Below are 19864 nucleotides of genomic sequence, written 5' to 3' on the forward strand. Positions count from 1 at the left end.
ATAGAACTAGCGAATCAGAACAACGTAAAAAAGCTAAACAAATAACCGCCACCGTCGCGGCGTTCACACCTAAACGCAAAACAGCGTTTCTATTAACTCATCAACCAAAGTTAATCAAATGAAAACCATCTTAATCATTTTCAATCACGACCCCTACGATGGGACTGACGTGACGTGGAATGGCTTACGATTAGCTGAAACGTTGCGCAGTAAAGGTCAAGCGGTGCGCATCTTTTTAATGAATGACTCGGTAGATATGGCGCGTGATGTTTGCACACCACCCATTGGTTACGATCAAGATTTAGTGCAGATGTTAAAAGCGTTAATTGCGAATGCTGTGCTAGTAAAAGTCTGCGGGACGTGCATGGCGCGTTGCGGTATTCATAAAAACGAACCCTATTATGATGGCGCCGCCCGTTCGACAATGGGTGAGTTAGCCGATTGGGTAATTGACAGCGATCAAGTTTTGACCTTTTAATTCACTAATTCTGTTTGTTATTTTAATTAACCCGCACTGCTAAATAAGGACACCGTCACCGTGAGCTGGTTTGAAAAACTCATCCCCAGTCGAATTAAAACCGATGCCAGTAATAAACGGGCGGTACCCGAGGGACTGTGGGCAAAATGCCCGAGTTGTAGCGCAGTCTTATATCGCGCTGAATTAGAACGCAATTTAGATGTCTGCCCGCGCTGCGGCTATCACCATCGCATTGGTGCGCGGCGACGCATTGATATTTTTTTGGATGAAGAAGTGCGCGAAGAAATCGGTGCTGAATTAGAATCCACTGATCCACTCAAGTTCAAAGACTTAAAAAAATACAAGGAACGGTTAGTTCAAGCGCAAAAGCAAACTAACGAAACTGAGGCATTGGTGGTGATGCGCGGCAAATTAAAACAGATGGCCTGTATTGCCGCCGCCTTTGAATTCAAATTCATGGGCGGTTCAATGGGATCAGTAGTGGGTGAACGCTTTGTACGCGGCGTGGAAACTGCCATTGAAGATAATGCCGCATTGGTCTGTTTTGCCGCCAGCGGTGGCGCCCGAATGCAAGAATCTTTATTCTCATTATTTCAAATGGCCAAAACCAGCGCCGCCCTCGGACGATTACGCGAACGCGGCTTGCCCTTTATTTCGGTAATGACCGATCCAACCATGGGCGGCGTATCGGCTAGTTTAGCCATGTTGGGCGATATTCATTTAGCCGAACCGGACGCACTCATTGGCTTTGCCGGCCCGCGAGTCATTGAACAAACGGTGCGCGAAAAATTACCCGACGGCTTCCAACGCAGTGAGTTTTTATTAGAACACGGCGCCATTGATCAAATCTGCGACCGCCGGCAAATGCGCGACCGTATTGCCACGTTAATTGCCATGTTGCAACAGCGCCCTATTCCCAATCCCGATTAACCCCGCCGCGTCATTCAATTGCCCCACAAATGCGTTTTAATACCCTCGCCGCGTGGCTGGCATGGCAAGAAACCCTCCACCCGCAGCGCATTGAATTGCGCTTAGAGCGCGTCGCCACCGTCTGGTCACGCCTGTGGTCAGGCGACTTCCCCGCCGCACTCATCACCGTCGGCGGCACCAACGGCAAAGGCTCGTGCGTCGCGTTACTGGATAACGCCTACCGCGCCGCCGGCTACCGCTGTTGCAGCTATACATCACCGCATCTTTTACGCTACAACGAGCGCATCAACCTCAACGGACAACCCGTCAGCGACGCCGACCTGTGCGCCGCCTTCGAGCGAGTAGATCAGGCACGCAGCGACTTGCGGCTCACCTACTTTGAGTTCGGCACCTTAGCGGCACTCGACCTTTTCGCCCGCGCCGCGCCCGACGTGGTGATTTTGGAAGTCGGCTTGGGTGGGCGACTGGACGCCGTCAACATTTTAGGCGCCGATGTTGCACTCGTGACCAGCATCGGCTACGACCACACCGCCTGGTTGGGCGACACGCTCGACCAGATTGCCGTTGAAAAAGCTGGTATTTTTCGCCCGCAGCGCCCCGCCGTGATCGGTCAACGTGACGCCCCAGCGCGGTTACGCCAGCGGGCAGAGGACATCGGCGCCACAGTGTCGCAACTTGGCCACGAATTCGATTGGCAGCAAACAACGGCGGACAGTTGGCAGTGGCGCGGAAACAACGGTGTGGCGCCACTTGCCCTGCCACTGCCGCGCCTGCGCGGGCAGTTTCAACTGGACAACGCCGCCGCCGTCGCGCAAGTCATTGAATGTTTGAGCAATCGTCTGCCGGTGCCAGTCACCGCGTTGCGGCAAGCGTTGCTGCGCACCAGTTTGGCCGGACGCTTTCAAGTCATCCCCGGCGCGGTCAACTGGATTCTTGATGTCGCGCACAATCCCGCCGCGGCCGCGACGTTAGCCGACAATCTGCGCCGATGGCGACACGATCACGCCGGCGCGGTTCACGCGGTGGTGGCGATTTTCAGCGACAAGGATGCTGTTGGAATTGCGCAACAGTTGGCGCCGGTGATTGACACTTGGCATTTGGCAGCCGCCGCGAGCGAGCGGGCGTTGCCAGTTGAGCAACTCGCCGCCGCCGTTGCTACCGCGCAACCGTCGCGTCCATACCACAATTACCCCGATCTTAACGCCGCATTGCACGCAGTACAGACACAAGCGCATTCTGGTGATACGGTATTGGTCACGGGTTCATTTGTCACCGTTGAGGCGGCATTGCACACCGCCGGTATGACAATTATCTAATTGACTTATCTATTAAAAACGGATTCACAGCGGCGCGGTGATTATCACCCGCTCAATTGAATATTCATGGCATCATGCTGTATTTTTCAATACGATGCAACCTGTCAATTTATCCTTCAACTATTCCCGGAGCAAATAATATGCGGCGGTTATTGCGCACCACTTGGGCAAATACTGTATTGCTGGCCCTGGTGTTATCATTCGTCACCACCACAGCGGTTTTTGCCAAAAATCTCGATGTCAGTCTCACGGAGTTATTTCCCAGCGACCGGCAAGTGAAAACCACGTTGGTGATTAACAAAGTGTTAGAACGGTTTCATTATCGGCGATTTCAATTAACCCGCGAGTTCGCCGCGCAAACGCTTGATAATTATTTTGAAGATTTAGACATCAATCGCCTATTCTTTTTAGAACGGGATGTCACACGCTTTATCAGTAATGCCGGTCAATTACACGATCAATTACAGCAAGGCAAGGTAGATATTGCATTTGACATCTTTCGCATTTATCGGATGCGGGTGGATAGTCGAATTGAATATGCGTTGGCATTATTAGATCAGCCGTTCAATTTTAGTCGTGATGAAACCTACCAATTTGACCGGAGTAAATCCGCGTGGCCGGTGAATGAACAGCAATTAAATGACATTTGGCGCAAGCGAGTAAAAAATGATTTTTTAACCTTGCGGCTTGCGGGTAAAAATGATGATGAAATTCTTAAACAATTGCGTAAACGCTATGAAGGGATTATGCGGCGGATTCATCAATTCACCGTTGATGATGTTTATCAAACTTTTGTTAATGCGTATATTCGTACGCTTGAACCGCATACCGCGTATATGTCACCCAGTACATCGGAAAACTTTGATATTAGTATGCGCCTGTCATTAGAAGGGATTGGCGCGGTTTTAGGTGCCGATAATGAATACACTGTTATTCAACGCACCATTCCCGGCGGGCCGGCGCGGCAATCAGGACAAGTTCGCACTGGCGATAGCATTGTTGGCGTCGCGCAAGGCTTGGATGGCGACATGGAAGACGTGGTTGGCTGGCGTTTGCAGGATGTGGTGGACAAAATCCGCGGACCCAAAGGCTCGGTTGTGCGCTTGCAGATTCTGCCTAAAGCGGAGGGTACCGCCAGCAGACGCTTGCGTGAAGTGACGCTCGTGCGCAAGGAAATTGCGCTAGAAGATCAAGCGGCGAAATCTTCTATCATAACCATCCCGACCGACGCTGGCGCAGCGCAACGCATCGGCGTGATCGAAATTCCGGCGTTTTACCGCGATTTTCGTGCTGAATCCGAAGGAAATCCTGATTTTCGCAGCACCACCCGAGACGTGCGCCAATTAGTCACGCAATTAAAAAAACAACAGGTCAGTGGTTTGGTCATTGATTTGCGCGGTAATGGCGGCGGTTCATTAACAGAAGCCACCTCGCTCACCGGTTTATTTATTCGCCAAGGGCCAGTGGTGCAGGTCAAGGACGCATTTGGCAAAATTGAAGTTGAATCCGATCCTGACCCCGATATTATTTATGATGGCCCCTTAGCTGTTATTGTTGATCGCAATAGCGCTTCGGCGTCGGAGATTTTTGTCGGCGCTATTCAAGATTACGGGCGCGGTTTAATTATTGGCGAACCAACTTTTGGTAAAGGCACAGTGCAAACCTTAGTCGATTTAAATCGTTATGTGCCGGGAGATAATACCGATTTGGGCCGTTTGCGTTTAACAATGGCTGAGTTTTTCCGCATTAGTGGCGGCAGCACCCAATTAAAAGGTGTTGAACCAGATATTCATTTTGATTTGGGCATTGCCGGCAGCGATCAGGGCGAACGTTCATTAGAAAATGCACTGCCCTGGAGTAAAATATCCACGGCATCCTATACCCAACATCATTCAATTAACAATGTGCAGCACTTAAAAGCTCGGTCAGCACAGCGCACCGCGCAAGAGTCTGGTTTTCAAATGCTCATGTCGCGGAGTCGTATTCTGAGCGAAATAGAAGCCGAAGATACTGTGTCATTACAAGAGCAAATCCGGCGGCGTGAATCAGATCAACGTGAGCAAGTCTTAAAAGAAGAACGCCACCGCTTTTTACGCGCTCAGGGCATTGAACCAGTGGATGAAGATGCCGAATCACCCGACGAAGAAGCGTTGGAAAAACAGCAAAAAGTCATTGATAAAATTCAAACACGCGAATCGGCACATATTTTAACGGATTTCATTCAAATGCAATGGAATACAGCGTATGAACAACGCACAGCAAAATAACCTGCGTAACTATTCGTTATAGCGACCCTGAGCAGCATTAGATAACACCATGATTGCTTCACACCGTGACGTATTAAAACAATTAACGACACGTCTCAATCAACTTGTGCCAAACAAGTTAGACGGTGGCTATTACCAATGCGGATTGGAAAAAGAAGCCTTGCGCATTGCCGCCGGACGGATTGCTGACACCTGCCATCCGGCAGCACTTGGTTCACCCTTAACCCATGCGTATTTAACCACTGATTTCTCTGAAGCACTCTTGGAGTTTATTACCCCACCGCTGGCACAGATTGATGAAGTTCTCGTGTTTTTAACCGACTTACATCAATTTGTTTATTGCCATCTTGGCAAGGAAATGTTGTGGTCAAGCAGTATGCCATGTTATTTGCGTAGCGGTGCGGATATTCCATTAGCACGCTACGGCTCATCTAATGCTGGTTTAATGAAAACCGTTTATCGGCGCGGGTTAGCTAATCGCTACGGGCGGATGATGCAAGCCATCGCTGGGGTGCATTTTAATTTTTCTATTAATGAATCCGTCTGGCCGTTATTACAAGAGAGCTGGCAGGATATGTCTAACCCAAGTGACTTTCGTAATGAACGTTACATGGGTATGATTCGCACACTCCAGCGGCTGGGTTGGTTAGTGCCTTATCTATTCGGTGCCTCGCCGGCAGTAGATCGTAGTTTTATTCAACAAGCGCGCACTCAATTACAGCCATTTGATGCTGAAACCTATTATTTACCCTATGCAACTTCATTGCGCATGGGCGACATTGGCTATCAAAATCGCCAAGAAGAAGGCACTGGCATTAAGGCTTGTTATGATAGCCTTGATGCGTACATTCGTAGCTTAACTTGGGCAATTGAAACGCCCTGTCCGCAATACGAATCTATTGGCGTTAAGGTCGGTGATCGCTATGAACAGTTGAATGACCATGTGCTACAAATTGAGAATGAATATTACAGTACGGTGCGCCCCAAACAATTGACTGATTGGATGGAACGACCGACTTTAGCATTGCGGCGGCGTGGCATTCGTTACATTGAGTTGCGGTCAGTGGATGTCAATGTTTTTCACCCGCTGGGCGTGGATGCAGAACAATTATATTTTTTAGCCACTTTATTATGCTACAGTTTATTAGTTGACAGCCCACGCATTACGGCACAAGAACGGCGGGCAATTGATACAAATGAATTATACACGGCGCATCAGGGGCGGGCGCCGGGATTAACATTGGATTATCATGGACAGGCGGTGTTATTAACGGAATGGGCGCAAGTAGTATTGGATGAGATGTTGCCGGTGGCGGCGTGGTTGGATAATGGTAGCGCCGGGCGACATACCCAAAGTGTGATGGCACAATTCGTAAAAGTGCATGATCCTAATTGCACACCGTCGGCGCAGTTATTAACAACTATGCAAGAACACCATTTGGGATTTATTCCTATTGTACAGCAGTTTAATGAACAACACCGCCGCTTGTTTCAATCCCAGTGTTTAACAGCAGACCGTGAACAATGGTTTAAGCGATTAGCGGATGCGTCTTGGCAGCAACAGCGGCAAATTGAAACAAATGATGGCGTGGAGTTTGATCAATTTTTGGCGCAGTATTTTGCACAAGATGACGACTTTTTTTGTCCCGCTTGTCAGGGTGACATGAAAAATGTGTCCGTAAAAAGTCGCGTATTTCTATAATTGAAAGTCACCGCCGCGCTGTTAAAATTAATAATTAGCAGCAATATTGTAAATTCGTTAATTCTAATACAGGAATGCTGACGCTTGATTGCAATTGCATACTTTTTTATTGACTTATGTTTATTACGCCGCGCCCCGCAAGATGCGCCCGCGTCTGGATTATTATTGGCATTGGTTAGCATCGCTGGTTTAGTGAGTACAGTACTCTTAACCATGACAGCTGGTCATCACATCATCGCGGGCTTATTACAAAGCCTGACTGATTACACATTATTATTCGCGGTTTTGTGGATGGTACTCAATTTTATTAACAAGCGGGGGCGTTTAATACAAACGGCAACGGCATTGATTGGCGCAGATACGCTATTGGGTTTATTTGCATTATTGCCCATGATATTGGCGATGACTGCCACGACCGATAGTGCGCAATTGTTATTTGCCGGCGTGTTATTTTTGGGGTTAATTGCGTGGAATCTATTAGTGACGGCGCATATTTTGCGTCATGCACTAGATGTACGCCTGATATGGGGTGTGTTATTTGCCATTCTGTATGAGTTTTTAAACATTGGCGTTGCGAGTTGGTTGGGATAAGTATTGCCAATACAACGCACGGTTGGTAATGCTTTTTTATTCACACATTAGCTGAATGAATCACGCTAATTTAATTCTGTTTTATCTAATTATGTCAGCACTTAAAGCACTGATTTTTGATGTTGATGGCACCCTCGCTGAAACCGAGCGTGACGGCCATCGAATTGCTTTTAATCGCGCCTTCACCGCCGCCGGTGATGACTGCCAATGGTCGCCTGATGAGTATGGTGCGCTATTGGAAATCACGGGCGGTAAAGAACGGTTGACGCATTATTTTAATCATCTTGCGCCGGCCGCTATTGCCACCCGCTGGGCGCAATTATCACCCGCCGCGCAGGTGGAATTGGTTGCCACCTTGCATCGGCAAAAGACGACGTATTACACCGAGTTATTAGCAACGGGCGCGATTGCATTGCGGCCGGGGGTACTGCGTTTATTAAAAGAAGCGCGGGCGGCGGGATTACAATTAGCTATTGCGACGACAACGACATTAGACAATGTGACGGCGTTATTCACGCACGCCGGCCTAGCAGATTTAATCGAGTGGTTCACTGTGATTGCGGCCGGCGATGTGGTGGCGAATAAAAAACCTGCGCCAGATATTTTCACATTCGCCATGCAGCATTTGCATTGCACACCGGCGCAGTGCGTGGTGATTGAAGATTCATTACCCGGGTTGCAAGCGGCAATGGCGGCGGAGATTAAAACGGTATTAATCACGCTGAGTTATTACACGCGCAATCAAGATTTTACTGGCGCGGCCTTGGTGGTGGATCAATTGGGCGAGCCGACATTACCTGTAACCATTGTCGGTGGTGATTGCGCAGATTTCATTCACCACGCGCTCGGTTGTGATGATGCGTCATTGCCAAACTACATTGATTTAACCGTGCTGCAACAATTGCATCAACAGTGCTGGCAGCCTCAATCGTGAATTAAAAAAGCCCGCGAGATGCGGGCTGTTGCAGTGCGATGCGGAATTCAATCCCGCCTAATCACAATTAACCTAATTCGTCAGCGCCGACCTGCTGCATTAACGCAAAACTTTTGACAAAAGGGCCAGCCATGCGCGGGTCTTTAATCATGGACATATAATCACCGGTTTTGAATTTCAATTTACCGGTGGCATAAGCGGTGCCCAGTCCCATCATACCAATTCCTTTTTCAACCCATTTGAGCCAATCACTCAAATCGGCGCGCATATCCCAATCGGCGGCTTCGCCGTTCCAATCACCGGCGCTAGTGCAAATGCCGTTTTCAACGACAAAAATGCCACGCGGATTTTCTTCATCTTTAAAGCCGCACGCAATGATTGAATTAAACCCAATTTCAGCCAGTTTATTGCTGACGTCTGGTTCGGCATTCCACGCATCTTTAAGCAGGTTCATCCAATCGCCTGAGAATAATTTTGCCATACCTTCAATTCCTCCAATTGTGACGTTGCCAAAAATCAGATTGCTGCGCCATCGTCAATGACATCACAGCGCAGGTGATTTTATCAGGATTAGCGGCTGTGTAGCGCCAGCAACGCAAATTTTACCGGTTTTCGCGCCGCTCACCGCCCGATGATGCGTTCTTTGCCGCGCAAGACAAACTGGATGGCGCGGGCAAAGTCACTTTGGCTGACCACCTGCTCGGCTGTGGGGCGCAGCGCCGCGTAGGAGGCGGCGAGCAGCACGGCGTTTTGAATGTCGCCCCCCGCCGCGCCATCGCAACTGGCCGCGAGCGCGTCGCAGTCCACGTCAGCCGCCAGCGGCAGTTGCGGCGGCAAGTGCGCCTGCCAAATCGCGGTGCGCTGCGCCGCTGCCGGCAAGTGAAATTCGATGTGCGCCAACATGCGGCGTAAAAAAGCGGCGTCGTAATTTTCCACCAGATTGGAGGCGAAAATCACCACGCCGTCGAAATTATCCAGTTCAATCAAGGTGGTACTGCGGGCGACGTTGATGCCGTTGTCTGCCGCTTGATTGATGCTGGTCAGCCGCTTGCCCAGCACCGAGTCGGCCTCGTCAAAAAATAACAGCGCGGCTGTGTCACTGGCACGTTGGAAGGCGGCGCGGATGTTTTTGGGCGTTTCACCGACGTATTTGGATTCCAACTCGGCGTAACTGATGGTCAAAATCTCTTTGCCGAGAAAATCGGCGATGGCGTCCGCGGCGAGCGTTTTACCGGTGCCGGGCGGGCCAAAAAAGTTCAGCGCCACCCGCCGTCCGCCGCGTGCCACGCTGGCCAAATTCCAGGTGCTAAACAGTAACTCTTGAGCGGCTAACACGTTGATTGCTTCACGAATTTGGCGCAGCGTCGTTGCGTCCAAAATCAGTTGGTCAAACGTGTGACGCGGCGAGCGCGGGTGCAGCGCGGCGGCGGCGTTCTCCGGTTCAACTGAATTGGGCGCGGCGGCATTTGTCCCAAGTGCTGCGGCAACTGGCGGCGATTCGGCGGCAAAATCGGTGATCCGCCCGTGAACTGGTGAGGAAGTGGGCAAATCAGGTGAGACACCGCTGGCGCGGCGCGGGTTGAAATCTACGCGAATACTCGGGCGTTGCAGGTCGTCGCCAAAATCAAAGCGGTCGAGCAGCCGCGCCAGTTGCCGCAAAAATTGGTTGGAACGTTCCGCCGCGACCTCGACGGAGGTATCGCGTCCGTCGGCGTAGCACTGCGGGCAGTAACGCAGCGGTGCGCCCTGCACTTGCAAGCAGGCGTGGCCGACGTTGGATTTTTTGCCGTGATGGGATAACACCAGTTCGCAGCCGTGAATCGGACAGCGCGGCGGGTGGCGGAGCAGTGGCATGGCGGCGATGTTACCGAGCAGATGGCGGGTTGGGCGCCACGTCAACTGGCTGCGGCGTGCGCACGAACTCGTTGATTGGAAAGCCTTTATCGCGGAATTCGTCCAGCCACGTTTGAATGAACGCCTCGGCCGGCCGCGGTTGTCGGGCGAGTAACCAGCCGCGCCGCCGCGTTGGATCGCCGACCAGCGCGTAGTCATTCGCCTCGCCCCAGCCGATGATCCAGTAATCATCCCAAAAAACGTAGACGCCGTAGAGCATCCGAAAACTGATTTGCAGGCGGGCGGTGTCGGCGGGTGTGATTAAACGTGCCAAGCCTTTGGCGTGGCTGAATTTTCCGTCGCGGTGGCGGCAGAAGTTGGTGACGTAAATCATGCCGTCGGTATCGAGGCGGTAGTCGGCGTACACCGTATCAACGCAGCGGCGCTGGGTGAAATACGGCAGCCGCGCAATTTCGTACCAGCGCCCCATAAACCGCGCCAAATCAACGTGCGCGACGGTCGGCGGCGCGGTCAAATAGACACGCGGTTTGCGCTGCAAGGTGCTGACGGTCACGTCCGCCGGCACCGCATCATCCCCCGCTGTCGGGTTGACGGGCGCTGGCGCGGCGTAAATATCTTGACTGCGCACCAAACCACGGCGGCGCGGACGCGGGGCTGGCTTGGCGGGTGGTTGTTGAGAATCAGAATCGGTCATGTGCGAATGGTGGCGCTGGCGCTCGCTGGCAAGTTTGAATGCGCCACAGTTTAACGATTGCAAGTGGTAACTCGCTATACTAACGTCTTTTATCGCCTCCAGATTGGATTCTTATTATGCGCCATGCGACTGATGATCTTCGTATTCGTGATATTAAACAAGTCATTGCCCCGCGTGAATTGCACGAGCAATTTCCGATGACCGACGCCATTGCCAATACGGTTTATCACACCCGCCAAGCGATTCAACGTATTTTACAATTTGATGATTCACGGTTATTAGTTGTAGTCGGTCCCTGTTCGGTTCACGATCCGATTGCGGCATTAGAATACGGCCAGCGGTTATTAGCCGTGCGCAATGAATTAGACGAGCAGTTGTTAATTGTGATGCGGGTGTATTTTGAAAAGCCGCGCACCACCGTTGGGTGGAAGGGATTAATTAACGATCCCGATTTAGATAATAGTTTTGCCATTAACAAAGGACTGGGGATGGCGCGGCGGTTGTTATTAGATTTGAATGCACTGGGAATGCCGGCCGGCACCGAGTTTTTAGATTTAATGAGTCCACAATATATTGCCGATTTGGTCAGTTGGGGCGCGATTGGTGCGCGCACCACTGAAAGTCAAGGGCATCGGGAATTGGCCTCGGGTTTATCCTGTCCAATCGGTTTTAAGAATGCAACTGACGGCAGTGTAAAGGTGGCAATTGATGCGATTCATTCGGCCACTCGGCCGCATGTGTTTATGTCCCAAACGAAAGAAGGGCGCACTGCAATCTTTTCCACCAGCGGTAATAGCGATACGCATATTATTTTACGCGGTGGACAGCGCCCGAATTATGATACCGAGAGCGTGAAAATTGCGACGGATGAAATTATCAAAGCCGGTTTAATTCCAAAAATGATGATTGATGTTAGTCACGCCAATAGCCGCAAACAACCAGAAAATCAATTGCGTGTCTGCTCGGATGTCGCCAGTCAAATTGCACGCGGTAATACGCAGATCATTGGCGCGATGATTGAAAGTCATTTAGTTGGTGGGCGGCAAAATTGCGCGTTGGGTGAGGAGTTGATTTATGGGCAAAGTATTACGGATGCCTGCGTTGGTTGGGAAGAGACCGTGCCAATGCTGCATGAATTGGCCGAGGCGGTGATTCGACGGCGGCAGGGTGGGCGGCGGACGTTTTAATGAAATTGTTCCGCTTTATCATTAGCATTGTTTTCACTGCTTCGCTGGCGCGTGAGAGCGGTTAATGATTGATAACCCGCCTTAATACAACGCTGTTGAATTGAAATTAATCAACCGCCGGCTGGACATCGTGGGCGGTTTTTTATTCGCTGGATGAATGACAGCATTTATTTGGAGAGAATGACATGGCACTTGCACAAGAAGACATTGCGTTTATTAAACAATACATTGGCGAATGGTTAGCGGAGCAATCGCTCGGTAAACCGCCGCTGGTGTATGAAATTGAACTGCGCGAACGGATGGTACGAGTGGAAGAGGAACTCAAACACCAGCGCGAATTGATGCTGCTATTACAGCAGCAAATGCGCGAGGGTTTTGAACGTGTCGATCAACGCTTTGAAGCCATGCAAATCAATATGGATAAGCGTTTTGAAGCCATGCAGAACAGTATGGATAAACGTTTTGAAGATGTGAATAAACGTTTCGAACAAGTGGATAAACGTTTTGAACAAATGGACAAGCGCTTTGATGAAATGCTCAAACGCCATGACCAGCAATTCTTATGGCTATTTGGCATGATTGCGACGGGTGTTGGGTTGATTATTGCAGCGTTGCGGTATCTATAAAAATGTTCACTCGGTTGCGTACCCGTGTATAATTGCTAACTAATCACCACTTACAAAGCCCTGCTTGCGAATTGACAATGCGCCCGCCATTCTAATCAACTATTCTTACCGTTCACCCCTGTTTTTTTATTCAACCTTTAATCGTTAAAAAGTATGACTCACTCTCCAGAAACGCCAATTACAGATGACAGTTTCACCATTGCCGGCCGCGTGTTTCATTCGCGGTTATTAGTCGGCACCGGCAAATACCGCGATCTTGAACAAACCCGTCAGGCAATTGACGCCAGCGGCGCGGAGATCGTGACCATCGCCGTGCGGCGCACCAACATTGGGCAGACGCCGGGCGAGCCGAATATTCTCGACGTACTGCCGCCCGACCGTTACACCATTCTGCCCAACACCGCCGGCTGTTATGACGTGGACAGCGCGGTGCGCACTTGCCGCCTCGCCCGCGAGCTGCTGGACGGGCATCAACTGGTCAAATTGGAGGTGCTGGGCGATCAGCAGACGCTGTTTCCCGACGTGGTCGCCACGCTGACCGCCGCCGAAATTTTGGTCAAGGACGGCTTCGAGGTGATGGTGTACACCAACGACGACCCGATCATGGCCAAACGGCTGGAGGCGGTCGGCTGCGTGGCGGTGATGCCGCTGGCCGCACCGATTGGTTCGGGACTCGGCATTCGTAACCGCTTGAATATTTTAACAATTGTCGAAAATGCCCAAGTGCCGATCTTGGTGGACGCTGGTGTCGGGACGGCATCCGATGCGGCGGTGGCGATGGAATTGGGCTGCGACGGCGTGTTGATGAACACGGCAATTGCCGCGGCGCGTGATCCGATTTTGATGGCGAGTGCGATGCGCAAGGCGATTGAAGCCGGGCGGGAGGCATTTCGTGCCGGACGGATGGCGCCCAAACGCTTTGCCTCGGCGTCATCACCGCTCGACGGGCTGTTTTTCTAAATGTCAAACTCGTCACCTGCCGCGCCAGCAGTGGACGAATTGACCGCGTCACCTGCGCCATTTGTCACGTCACCACCGCGGCCGGTGCGCAGTTTTGTCCGGCGGCAGGGGCGCTTGACAACGGCGCAGGCGCGAGCGTTTGACGAATTGTGGCCGCAGTTTGGCTGCGATTGGCAACCGGGAACGGTGTTACAACCCGCCGCGTTGTTTGGCGATGATCCCGCGTTGCCCGTCGCGCTGGAAATCGGCTTCGGCAATGGCGAGGCGCTGTTGCAACTGGCAAGTGCGCACCCCGAGCGCGGCTATTTGGGTTGCGATGTTCACCGCCCCGGCGTCGGGCATCTGCTGCTGGAATTGCAGCGCCGCGAGTTGGTCAACGTGCGGGTGGTGTGTCACGACGCGGTCGAGTTACTCGGTCACGCGCTGTCAAGTGATTGTTTAAGCGCCGTTTATCTATTTTTTCCCGACCCGTGGCCGAAGCTGCGCCATCACAAACGTCGCCTCGTGCAACCGCCATTTGTCAACCTGCTGGCGCGGGCGCTGCGCACGGGGGGCGATTTTCACGCGGCGACCGATTGGCAACCCTACGCCGCGCAGATGTTGACGGTGCTGGACAATTCAGCCGCGTTTTGCAACGCCGTTGGCGCGGGTCAGTTTGCACCGCGTCTGCCCGAACGCCCGTTGACGCGCTTTGAACAACGCGGGCAGCGGCTGGGTCATGCGGTGTTTGACCTGCACTACCGGCGGCGTTAATCACCCGCGCTTCCGCCCGCGTTCACTCCCGAGCGGGCAGGGGCAGTAAAACAATTGGGGGGGGGTGAATTGAATACCGCCAATTAAATTGTTATATTCGCCGGCCGGCGGTTAGCTGCCGGCTGGTTTTTTATCTCTGCTTGAGGACAATAGAATGACTGATGTCGCAGCCTTGAAACAAGAAAAGCAAGCCTTAATTGAAAAGATGATTAGTATGCAGAAGCAGTTCATTGATTATGAACATGCGCACGGCGTATCGGGTAAAGATTACTGGGCCGCGCAAGAGGGTTTATTAGTCAATTACCGCGATGAATACATGACCATGGCCAATCGCGTGGTTGATTTGGCGCACCAATTAGTTGGATCAGCGCGCAACTAATGCGGTGCTGGCGCTGGTTAATTGCTGTATTGAATTAACCAGCGCCGCGTGATGTGGCGCTGTCATCTAGCACATTTCAATGACAGTTTAATAATACTCCGCGTCCTGCGGGCGCAGATGGCAAATATATTTCGGCACATCCTTTAATACCAATTCCACACTCGCGGCACTCACCTCAATTGGTTGCGGGTGATTATCAATATGCAGCACACAGCGAATCTGTCCTCTGCTAACCAATGGAATGGGAATCATATCCCGATAAGTAAAGATATTATCGTCAATATCGCCCCCGCGACACATCAATTGCCCCGACGGTAGCGCAGTGACACTCTGCGCATTCTCCATCATTAACTCCCCCGCCTGCCACCAGAGCGTTTTTTCCACTGAACCGGTGAGGGTTTTAATAATTAACGCCCGCGTGAAAACACAGCGAAACACGCCGTCATTCAGCGATAATTCACCAATTTCCGTACCGCGTAATCGAATACTGCTATTGTCCATAAAACTGTTAATTGAATCCTGGTCAAGTTGTGATAAAATGCCGTGTACGGGTTAATCAATGGCGGCGGGCGGTCAATTATTCAAGTCGTCACCCAGCCGCTGTCATTTATTTATCCACCGTTCCATCATCCCGCCCATTTCAATTCACTGTTTTATATCAATTGCGATCATGTCTCATATTACCCCGCCCCAAATTGTCGCCGAATTAGATAAGCATATCATTGGTCAACAACAGGCAAAACGCGCCGTGGCGATTGCGCTGCGTAACCGCTGGCGACGGGCGCAGATTGCCGAGCCGATGCGGTCGGAAATCACGCCGAAAAATATCCTGATGATTGGCCCGACTGGTGTGGGCAAAACCGAAATTGCGCGGCGGTTAGCCAAGTTAGCCAACGCGCCATTCCTCAAGGTTGAGGCAACCAAATTCACCGAAGTGGGCTATGTTGGGCGCGATGTGGAGACGATCATCCGCGATCTGGCCGATATGGCGGTCAAACTCGAACGTGAACAGGAAATTGCGTACAACGCCGAACGGGCGGCTGAGTTGGCGGAAGAGCGCCTGCTCGATGCGTTGCTGCCAGCGCCGAGCGGCTTTGAGGAGGATAGCCGTGCGGGCGGGGTGTCGGTGGCGACGCGGGAAAAATTCCGCCAGCGGCTGCGCAGCGGGGCGTTGGATGACCGCGAAGTTGAGATTCAGGTCAGCGTGTCGCCAGTTGGCGTGGAAATTGTTGCGCCGCCGGGGATGGAAGAAATGACCAGCCAGTTGCAAGGTTTATTCCAAAATCTCGGGTCGCAGCGCACCAAACAACGTAAATTGCGGGTGGCGGATGCGCGGCAGGTATTGCGCGATGAAGAAGCGGCGCGGTTAATTAATGAAGATGAATTAAAACTGCGTGCAATGCACAATGTTGAACAGAATGGCATTGTGTTTTTAGATGAAATAGATAAGGTGACAAAACGCTCCGATCATACCAGCGGCGCGGATGTGTCACGCGAAGGTGTGCAACGCGATCTATTACCGTTGGTTGAAGGCTGCACCGTGTCCACGAAATACGGCATGATTCGTACCGATCACATTTTATTTATTGCATCCGGCGCGTTTCATTTAGCCAAACCGTCCGATTTAATTCCAGAATTGCAGGGGCGCTTGCCAATTCGCGTGGAATTGCAGGCGCTGACGACCGATGATTTTGTGCGCATTTTAACTGAGCCGAATGAATCATTAACCGATCAATACCGCGCATTATTAGCGACCGAAGGCGTCACGCTTGAATACACCGCCGAAGGAATTAGACGCTTGGCTGAAATTGCGTGGCAAGTGAATGAACGCACTGAAAATATCGGGGCGCGGCGATTACATACGGTAATGGAACGATTATTAGAAGATGTGTCATTTAACGCCAGCGAATTAGATCGCGTCACCATTACAATTGACGCCCGTTATGTGGATCAACACCTCGGCGAATTGGCCGCCGATGAAGATTTATCGCGTTACATTTTATGATTGACACAATTGCCAGTATCATTGGATTAGGATTGCCCTGGCTATTCGGCGCACTGGTCTTGCGTTTATTGATTCCAGTGACGCCGCTCGGGCGCGGTGTATTAATCGCAGGATACGGGTATCTCGTCGGTATCATTGCCAGCACCGTATTATTACGCGCCCTGTCAGCCAGCGGCGTTGGCTTCAGTTTAATTGCCGTGTTATTCACCATATTGCCGTTATTTGCGCTGCTCATTTGGGCGAATTATCGCTGGTCGGCGGCAATCACAACACCGCGTTTGAGTGATGAATGGTTGACGCTCACCGCGTGGCAATGGGTGTTAATCATTGGCTTATGCAGCCTAATTGTATTGCGGTTTTATCATTTAGCATTAGAAGTTTGGTGGCGCCCGCTATTCGGCTGGGATGCCACGATGCACTGGGCAACTAAAACCCGGGTATTCACCGAATGGCAGCAACTCATGCCATTTGTCAATTATGATGTTTGGCTCACCCAACCCGCCGACCGCGTCTTCACTGATCCGCATCCCAATTACCCTTTGACCATCCCGCTCATGCAAACTTGGATGAATGTTTTCATTGGTGAGTACAACGATCATTTAATGAACTTGCCCTGGCTGGGCGCTTACATTGCATTAGGATTGCTACTCGCGGGTCAATTGCGCGCACTGGGAAGTAGTTTAATCACAACAGCGATATTCACTTATTTTTTATTATCGCTGCCGTTGTTGAATACGCACATCGCATTAGCTGGGTACGCCGATGTGTGGGTGGGGATTTATTACTTCGCCGCATTGCTTGCCTTTTATCAATGGGCGACTACTGGCCAACGCTGGCAATTAGGATTAGCAGTGATGACGGCATTAGTCCTGCCATTATTAAAAAATGAAGGGCTGTTTTGGTTAGTCACATTCATTCCCGCCCTTGCGGCGTTATGGCTGCCAGCGCGGCGCCTGTTTATTTTACTGGGCAGCGCCACCATTGCCGGCGCATTATTGATCTGGTTATTACCGGCCGACATGATGATTGCCGGCCACCGCCTCGCTGAATTAAATCTTGGCTGGCGATTTGATGCGTTTTTACCGGTATTGCGCAGCTTGTTTTTATTTGACAGTTGGCACCTGTTGTATTGGTTAGCAATGGGATTATTGGTAATTAACATTGCACAACGTCAACAGTGGGCGCGCCCGTTCATTGCGGTGAGCTTTGCATTATTCACTGGCTACGGTTTATTCTTTTTATTATTCCTAACCACCAATTACGCCAATGCCGCAGCGGGTGATACGTCAGTCAGTCGCATTGCATTACATTTAGCACCCGCGACGGTGTTCTGGACATGGTTATTATTCCAACAGGTCAGTCAAACCAGCGCGGTTTATTCTGCTGATCCAGCGTGTAATAAATCATTTTGCTGACGGGTATTCACCGGCGCCGCGCTGGCTAATACCGCAAGATTGCGCGGTAAATCATCACGGCGGCGGGTGTTATCAACACTGCTATTTGACTGCAAAAGAAGTTGCACACTGGGTTAAAGAACATATAAAAGATTCACGAATAAAATTGCTATTTATTCCGGCTTTTTCGCCCAATCTTAATTTAATTGAATGGCTTTGGAAATTTTGCAAAAAACAAATTTTTATAATAAGTATTATTCTTGTTTTGGAATGGATGCTCGTCGCGATTTTTTCCAAAATCTTGACCGGTGTGCTGTGCAATTGCGATCTTTGTTAACTGAGAATTTTGAGATCATCCGTCATTATTAAAACAGACGAAAATTGGTATTTTGTGAGTATAGTTACTTGATTTTACAGGTAAAATGGTGTTTCGGCGTCACTGCGTAACTCCTGAAATAAATGATGTTTAACGCCCTCCTCGCCCCATTCAACGATCCACTATTCCATTTGCCATTAGTCACGGGATTATTACTGGCCGGCGTATTGCCCGTGATCGGCACGGTGCTCATGTTGCGCGACGAATGGTTAGCCGCGTTGGGCTTGGCACATCTGGCCGCCGCCGGCGCGTTATTGGGTCATGCGGTCGGTTTGCCGGGATTGATCGGCGCAACGCTGGGCGCACTCGGCGGCGGGGTGTACAAAACAGCGGCGCAGGCTCGCGGCAACGTGGCGTATGGCATGATGATTTTATGTGGCTGGTCGGCAACGCTGCTAATCGCCGCCAACAGCGCGTTGGGTGAACAATTGGCACACGCGCTGGCGGAAGGGCAACTTTATTTTGCCGGCGCGGGCGAATTGACCGCCACGTTGCTGCTGCTGATCGTGGTGTTCTGGACGTTGCCGCACCTCATGCCGCATCTATTACGCAGCCGCTTTTTTCCACGCTGTGAACACGCCAACGCGCTACCTGCGTGGCAATGGCATTTTGGTTTTGATTTGTTAGCAGCCGCCAGTCTCGCCGTTGCCACCGTGACACTCGGATTGATGAGCGCCTTTGCACTGGCATTGATCCCGGCGTGGATTGCATTTCAACACGCCCCGAGTTGGCGCTGGACACTGATCGGCGCGGCCGGCGGCGGCGTGTTGAGCTATTTGATCGCCTTTGCCACCGCGTTGCACTTCGACCAACCGTTTGGCCCCGTCCTCGTGGCAGTGTTAATTGCGGCGGCACTCCTGTTCAAGTTTCACCGAGATTGACAGCAGTCTGTGTCATTTACCCGGGCATTCCAATGGCGTTGCACTGCACACTAGATCAAACATTTTTTAAACCGTACAATGGCTTATGTAAGACTGGATGGCATTGGCGGCGTGTTGTGGCGTCATTTTCAATTTCGCACAACCTGAATTGGTAGGCGGCAAACGCCCGCTTCCGCCAAAATGACTGTTGACAGCAGTGATGCTGCACATATAGATTAGTCGGCTCGACACGGTAGCGGTTGGCAGCAACCAAAACCAAATGCTTAAAAAAATATGACAAGCATGTTGACATCCGAAAAAATAAAACCTAAGATGCACAACCTTGTTAGGGACACAAATTAAACGCTTGCTTGAACTTAAGCGTCTAAGTCCGCGAAACATATAGATCTTTAACAGTTTAGTTTAGTCAGTTTATGTGGATGCTCTGTTGCAAAGTGCAGGGTTACATAGATGGAATTGATTGATTGCCGCTTAACCCGTGTGCAATTGATTACTAAAATTCTGTCGCAATGAAACAAGCTACTTATTTAGTAGCAC

The 19864-nt window shown here is 51.0% G+C and carries 21 protein-coding genes; 16 read left to right on the forward strand and 5 right to left on the reverse strand.

Annotated elements, in window-relative coordinates; all coding sequences use genetic code 11:
* Window positions 1–118 precede the first annotated feature (118 nt).
* From HUK38_RS13235 to HUK38_RS13265, 7 genes are all read left to right on the forward strand, one after another.
* Complete coding sequence (locus HUK38_RS13235; RefSeq protein WP_182584809.1) at window positions 119–478, forward strand: DsrE/DsrF/TusD sulfur relay family protein; 360 nt, start codon at window positions 119–121, stop codon at window positions 476–478.
* A 60-nt stretch (window positions 479–538) separates the two neighbouring features.
* Complete coding sequence (accD, locus tag HUK38_RS13240; protein ID WP_182584810.1) at window positions 539–1408, forward strand: acetyl-CoA carboxylase, carboxyltransferase subunit beta; 870 nt, start codon at window positions 539–541, stop codon at window positions 1406–1408.
* A 29-nt stretch (window positions 1409–1437) separates the two neighbouring features.
* Window positions 1438–2724: a bifunctional tetrahydrofolate synthase/dihydrofolate synthase gene (gene folC, locus HUK38_RS13245; RefSeq protein WP_182584811.1), complete on the forward strand. Its 1287-nt coding sequence runs from the start codon at window positions 1438–1440 to the stop codon at window positions 2722–2724.
* Between the two features lie 140 nt (window positions 2725–2864).
* Window positions 2865–4991, forward strand: a complete 2127-nt coding sequence (locus HUK38_RS13250) for a carboxy terminal-processing peptidase (RefSeq protein WP_182584812.1) — start codon at window positions 2865–2867, stop codon at window positions 4989–4991.
* A gap of 49 nt (window positions 4992–5040) precedes the next feature.
* Window positions 5041–6693, forward strand: a complete 1653-nt coding sequence (gene gshA / locus HUK38_RS13255) for a glutamate--cysteine ligase (RefSeq protein WP_182584813.1) — start codon at window positions 5041–5043, stop codon at window positions 6691–6693.
* Between the two features lie 84 nt (window positions 6694–6777).
* The gene (locus HUK38_RS13260) at window positions 6778–7284 is read left to right on the forward strand and encodes a hypothetical protein (protein WP_182584814.1); all 507 of its coding nucleotides are present in this window, start codon (window positions 6778–6780) and stop codon (window positions 7282–7284) included.
* Window positions 7285–7339: 55 nt separating this feature from the next.
* A complete protein-coding gene (locus HUK38_RS13265; RefSeq protein ID WP_238787666.1) occupies window positions 7340–8218 on the forward strand; it encodes an HAD-IA family hydrolase in 879 nt (292 codons plus the stop codon).
* Between the two features lie 67 nt (window positions 8219–8285).
* Here the strand turns inward: HUK38_RS13265 and HUK38_RS13270 are convergent, their stop codons facing one another.
* From HUK38_RS13270 to HUK38_RS13280, 3 genes are all read right to left on the reverse strand, one after another.
* Window positions 8286–8699, reverse strand: coding sequence for an SCP2 sterol-binding domain-containing protein (locus HUK38_RS13270; protein WP_182584815.1), 414 nt, complete (start codon window positions 8697–8699; stop codon window positions 8286–8288).
* A 140-nt stretch (window positions 8700–8839) separates the two neighbouring features.
* Window positions 8840–10072 (reverse strand): ATP-binding protein, encoded by a 1233-nt coding sequence (locus HUK38_RS13275; protein WP_182584816.1) that lies wholly within the window; start codon window positions 10070–10072, stop codon window positions 8840–8842.
* 10 nt (window positions 10073–10082) lie between these two features.
* Window positions 10083–10829, reverse strand: a complete 747-nt coding sequence (locus HUK38_RS13280; protein ID WP_182584817.1) for a lipocalin family protein — start codon at window positions 10827–10829, stop codon at window positions 10083–10085.
* A 53-nt stretch (window positions 10830–10882) separates the two neighbouring features.
* Here HUK38_RS13280 and HUK38_RS13285 point away from each other — a divergent pair, with 53 nt between their 5' ends.
* The 5 genes from HUK38_RS13285 to HUK38_RS13305 all read left to right on the forward strand — a co-directional run bounded on the left by HUK38_RS13285 (window position 10883) and on the right by HUK38_RS13305 (window position 14671).
* Window positions 10883–11953 (forward strand): 3-deoxy-7-phosphoheptulonate synthase, encoded by a 1071-nt coding sequence (locus HUK38_RS13285; RefSeq protein WP_182584818.1) that lies wholly within the window; start codon window positions 10883–10885, stop codon window positions 11951–11953.
* 185 nt (window positions 11954–12138) lie between these two features.
* A complete protein-coding gene (locus tag HUK38_RS13290; RefSeq protein ID WP_182584819.1) occupies window positions 12139–12579 on the forward strand; it encodes a hypothetical protein in 441 nt (146 codons plus the stop codon).
* A 153-nt stretch (window positions 12580–12732) separates the two neighbouring features.
* Window positions 12733–13539, forward strand: a complete 807-nt coding sequence (locus HUK38_RS13295; protein ID WP_182584820.1) for a thiazole synthase — start codon at window positions 12733–12735, stop codon at window positions 13537–13539.
* Window positions 13540–14292, forward strand: coding sequence for a tRNA (guanosine(46)-N7)-methyltransferase TrmB (trmB, locus tag HUK38_RS13300; RefSeq protein WP_182584821.1), 753 nt, complete (start codon window positions 13540–13542; stop codon window positions 14290–14292). It abuts the gene before it with no gap.
* 154 nt (window positions 14293–14446) lie between these two features.
* Window positions 14447–14671 (forward strand): hypothetical protein, encoded by a 225-nt coding sequence (locus tag HUK38_RS13305; RefSeq protein WP_182584822.1) that lies wholly within the window; start codon window positions 14447–14449, stop codon window positions 14669–14671.
* 87 nt (window positions 14672–14758) lie between these two features.
* Here the strand turns inward: HUK38_RS13305 and HUK38_RS13310 are convergent, their stop codons facing one another.
* Complete coding sequence (locus HUK38_RS13310) at window positions 14759–15172, reverse strand: hypothetical protein (protein ID WP_182584823.1); 414 nt, start codon at window positions 15170–15172, stop codon at window positions 14759–14761.
* A gap of 169 nt (window positions 15173–15341) precedes the next feature.
* Here HUK38_RS13310 and hslU point away from each other — a divergent pair, with 169 nt between their 5' ends.
* Both hslU and HUK38_RS13320 read left to right on the forward strand, forming a co-directional pair.
* On the forward strand, window positions 15342–16676 hold the full coding sequence (gene hslU / locus HUK38_RS13315; protein ID WP_182584824.1) for an ATP-dependent protease ATPase subunit HslU: 1335 nt from the start codon (window positions 15342–15344) through the stop codon (window positions 16674–16676).
* Window positions 16673–18091, forward strand: a complete 1419-nt coding sequence (locus HUK38_RS13320; RefSeq protein ID WP_182584825.1) for a hypothetical protein — start codon at window positions 16673–16675, stop codon at window positions 18089–18091. Before hslU ends, HUK38_RS13320 begins: the two co-directional genes overlap by 4 nt.
* On the opposite strand, the gene HUK38_RS15540 is transcribed toward HUK38_RS13320, so the two are convergent.
* Window positions 18052–18198, reverse strand: coding sequence for a hypothetical protein (locus tag HUK38_RS15540; protein ID WP_338065423.1), 147 nt, complete (start codon window positions 18196–18198; stop codon window positions 18052–18054). The two genes, HUK38_RS13320 and HUK38_RS15540, sit on opposite strands and share 40 nt — an antisense overlap.
* A 38-nt stretch (window positions 18199–18236) precedes the next feature.
* On the opposite strand from HUK38_RS15540, the gene HUK38_RS15650 reads away from it, so the two are divergent.
* Together HUK38_RS15650 and HUK38_RS13330 are read left to right on the forward strand one after the other, a co-directional pair.
* Window positions 18237–18407 (forward strand): hypothetical protein, encoded by a 171-nt coding sequence (locus HUK38_RS15650; protein ID WP_420825177.1) that lies wholly within the window; start codon window positions 18237–18239, stop codon window positions 18405–18407.
* 122 nt (window positions 18408–18529) lie between these two features.
* Window positions 18530–19327, forward strand: a complete 798-nt coding sequence (locus HUK38_RS13330) for a metal ABC transporter permease (RefSeq protein WP_238787667.1) — start codon at window positions 18530–18532, stop codon at window positions 19325–19327.
* The last annotated feature ends 537 nt before the right edge of the window (window positions 19328–19864 follow it).

Source organism: Thiospirillum jenense, from assembly GCF_014145225.1.
Lineage (GTDB): Bacteria > Pseudomonadota > Gammaproteobacteria > Chromatiales > Chromatiaceae > Thiospirillum > Thiospirillum jenense.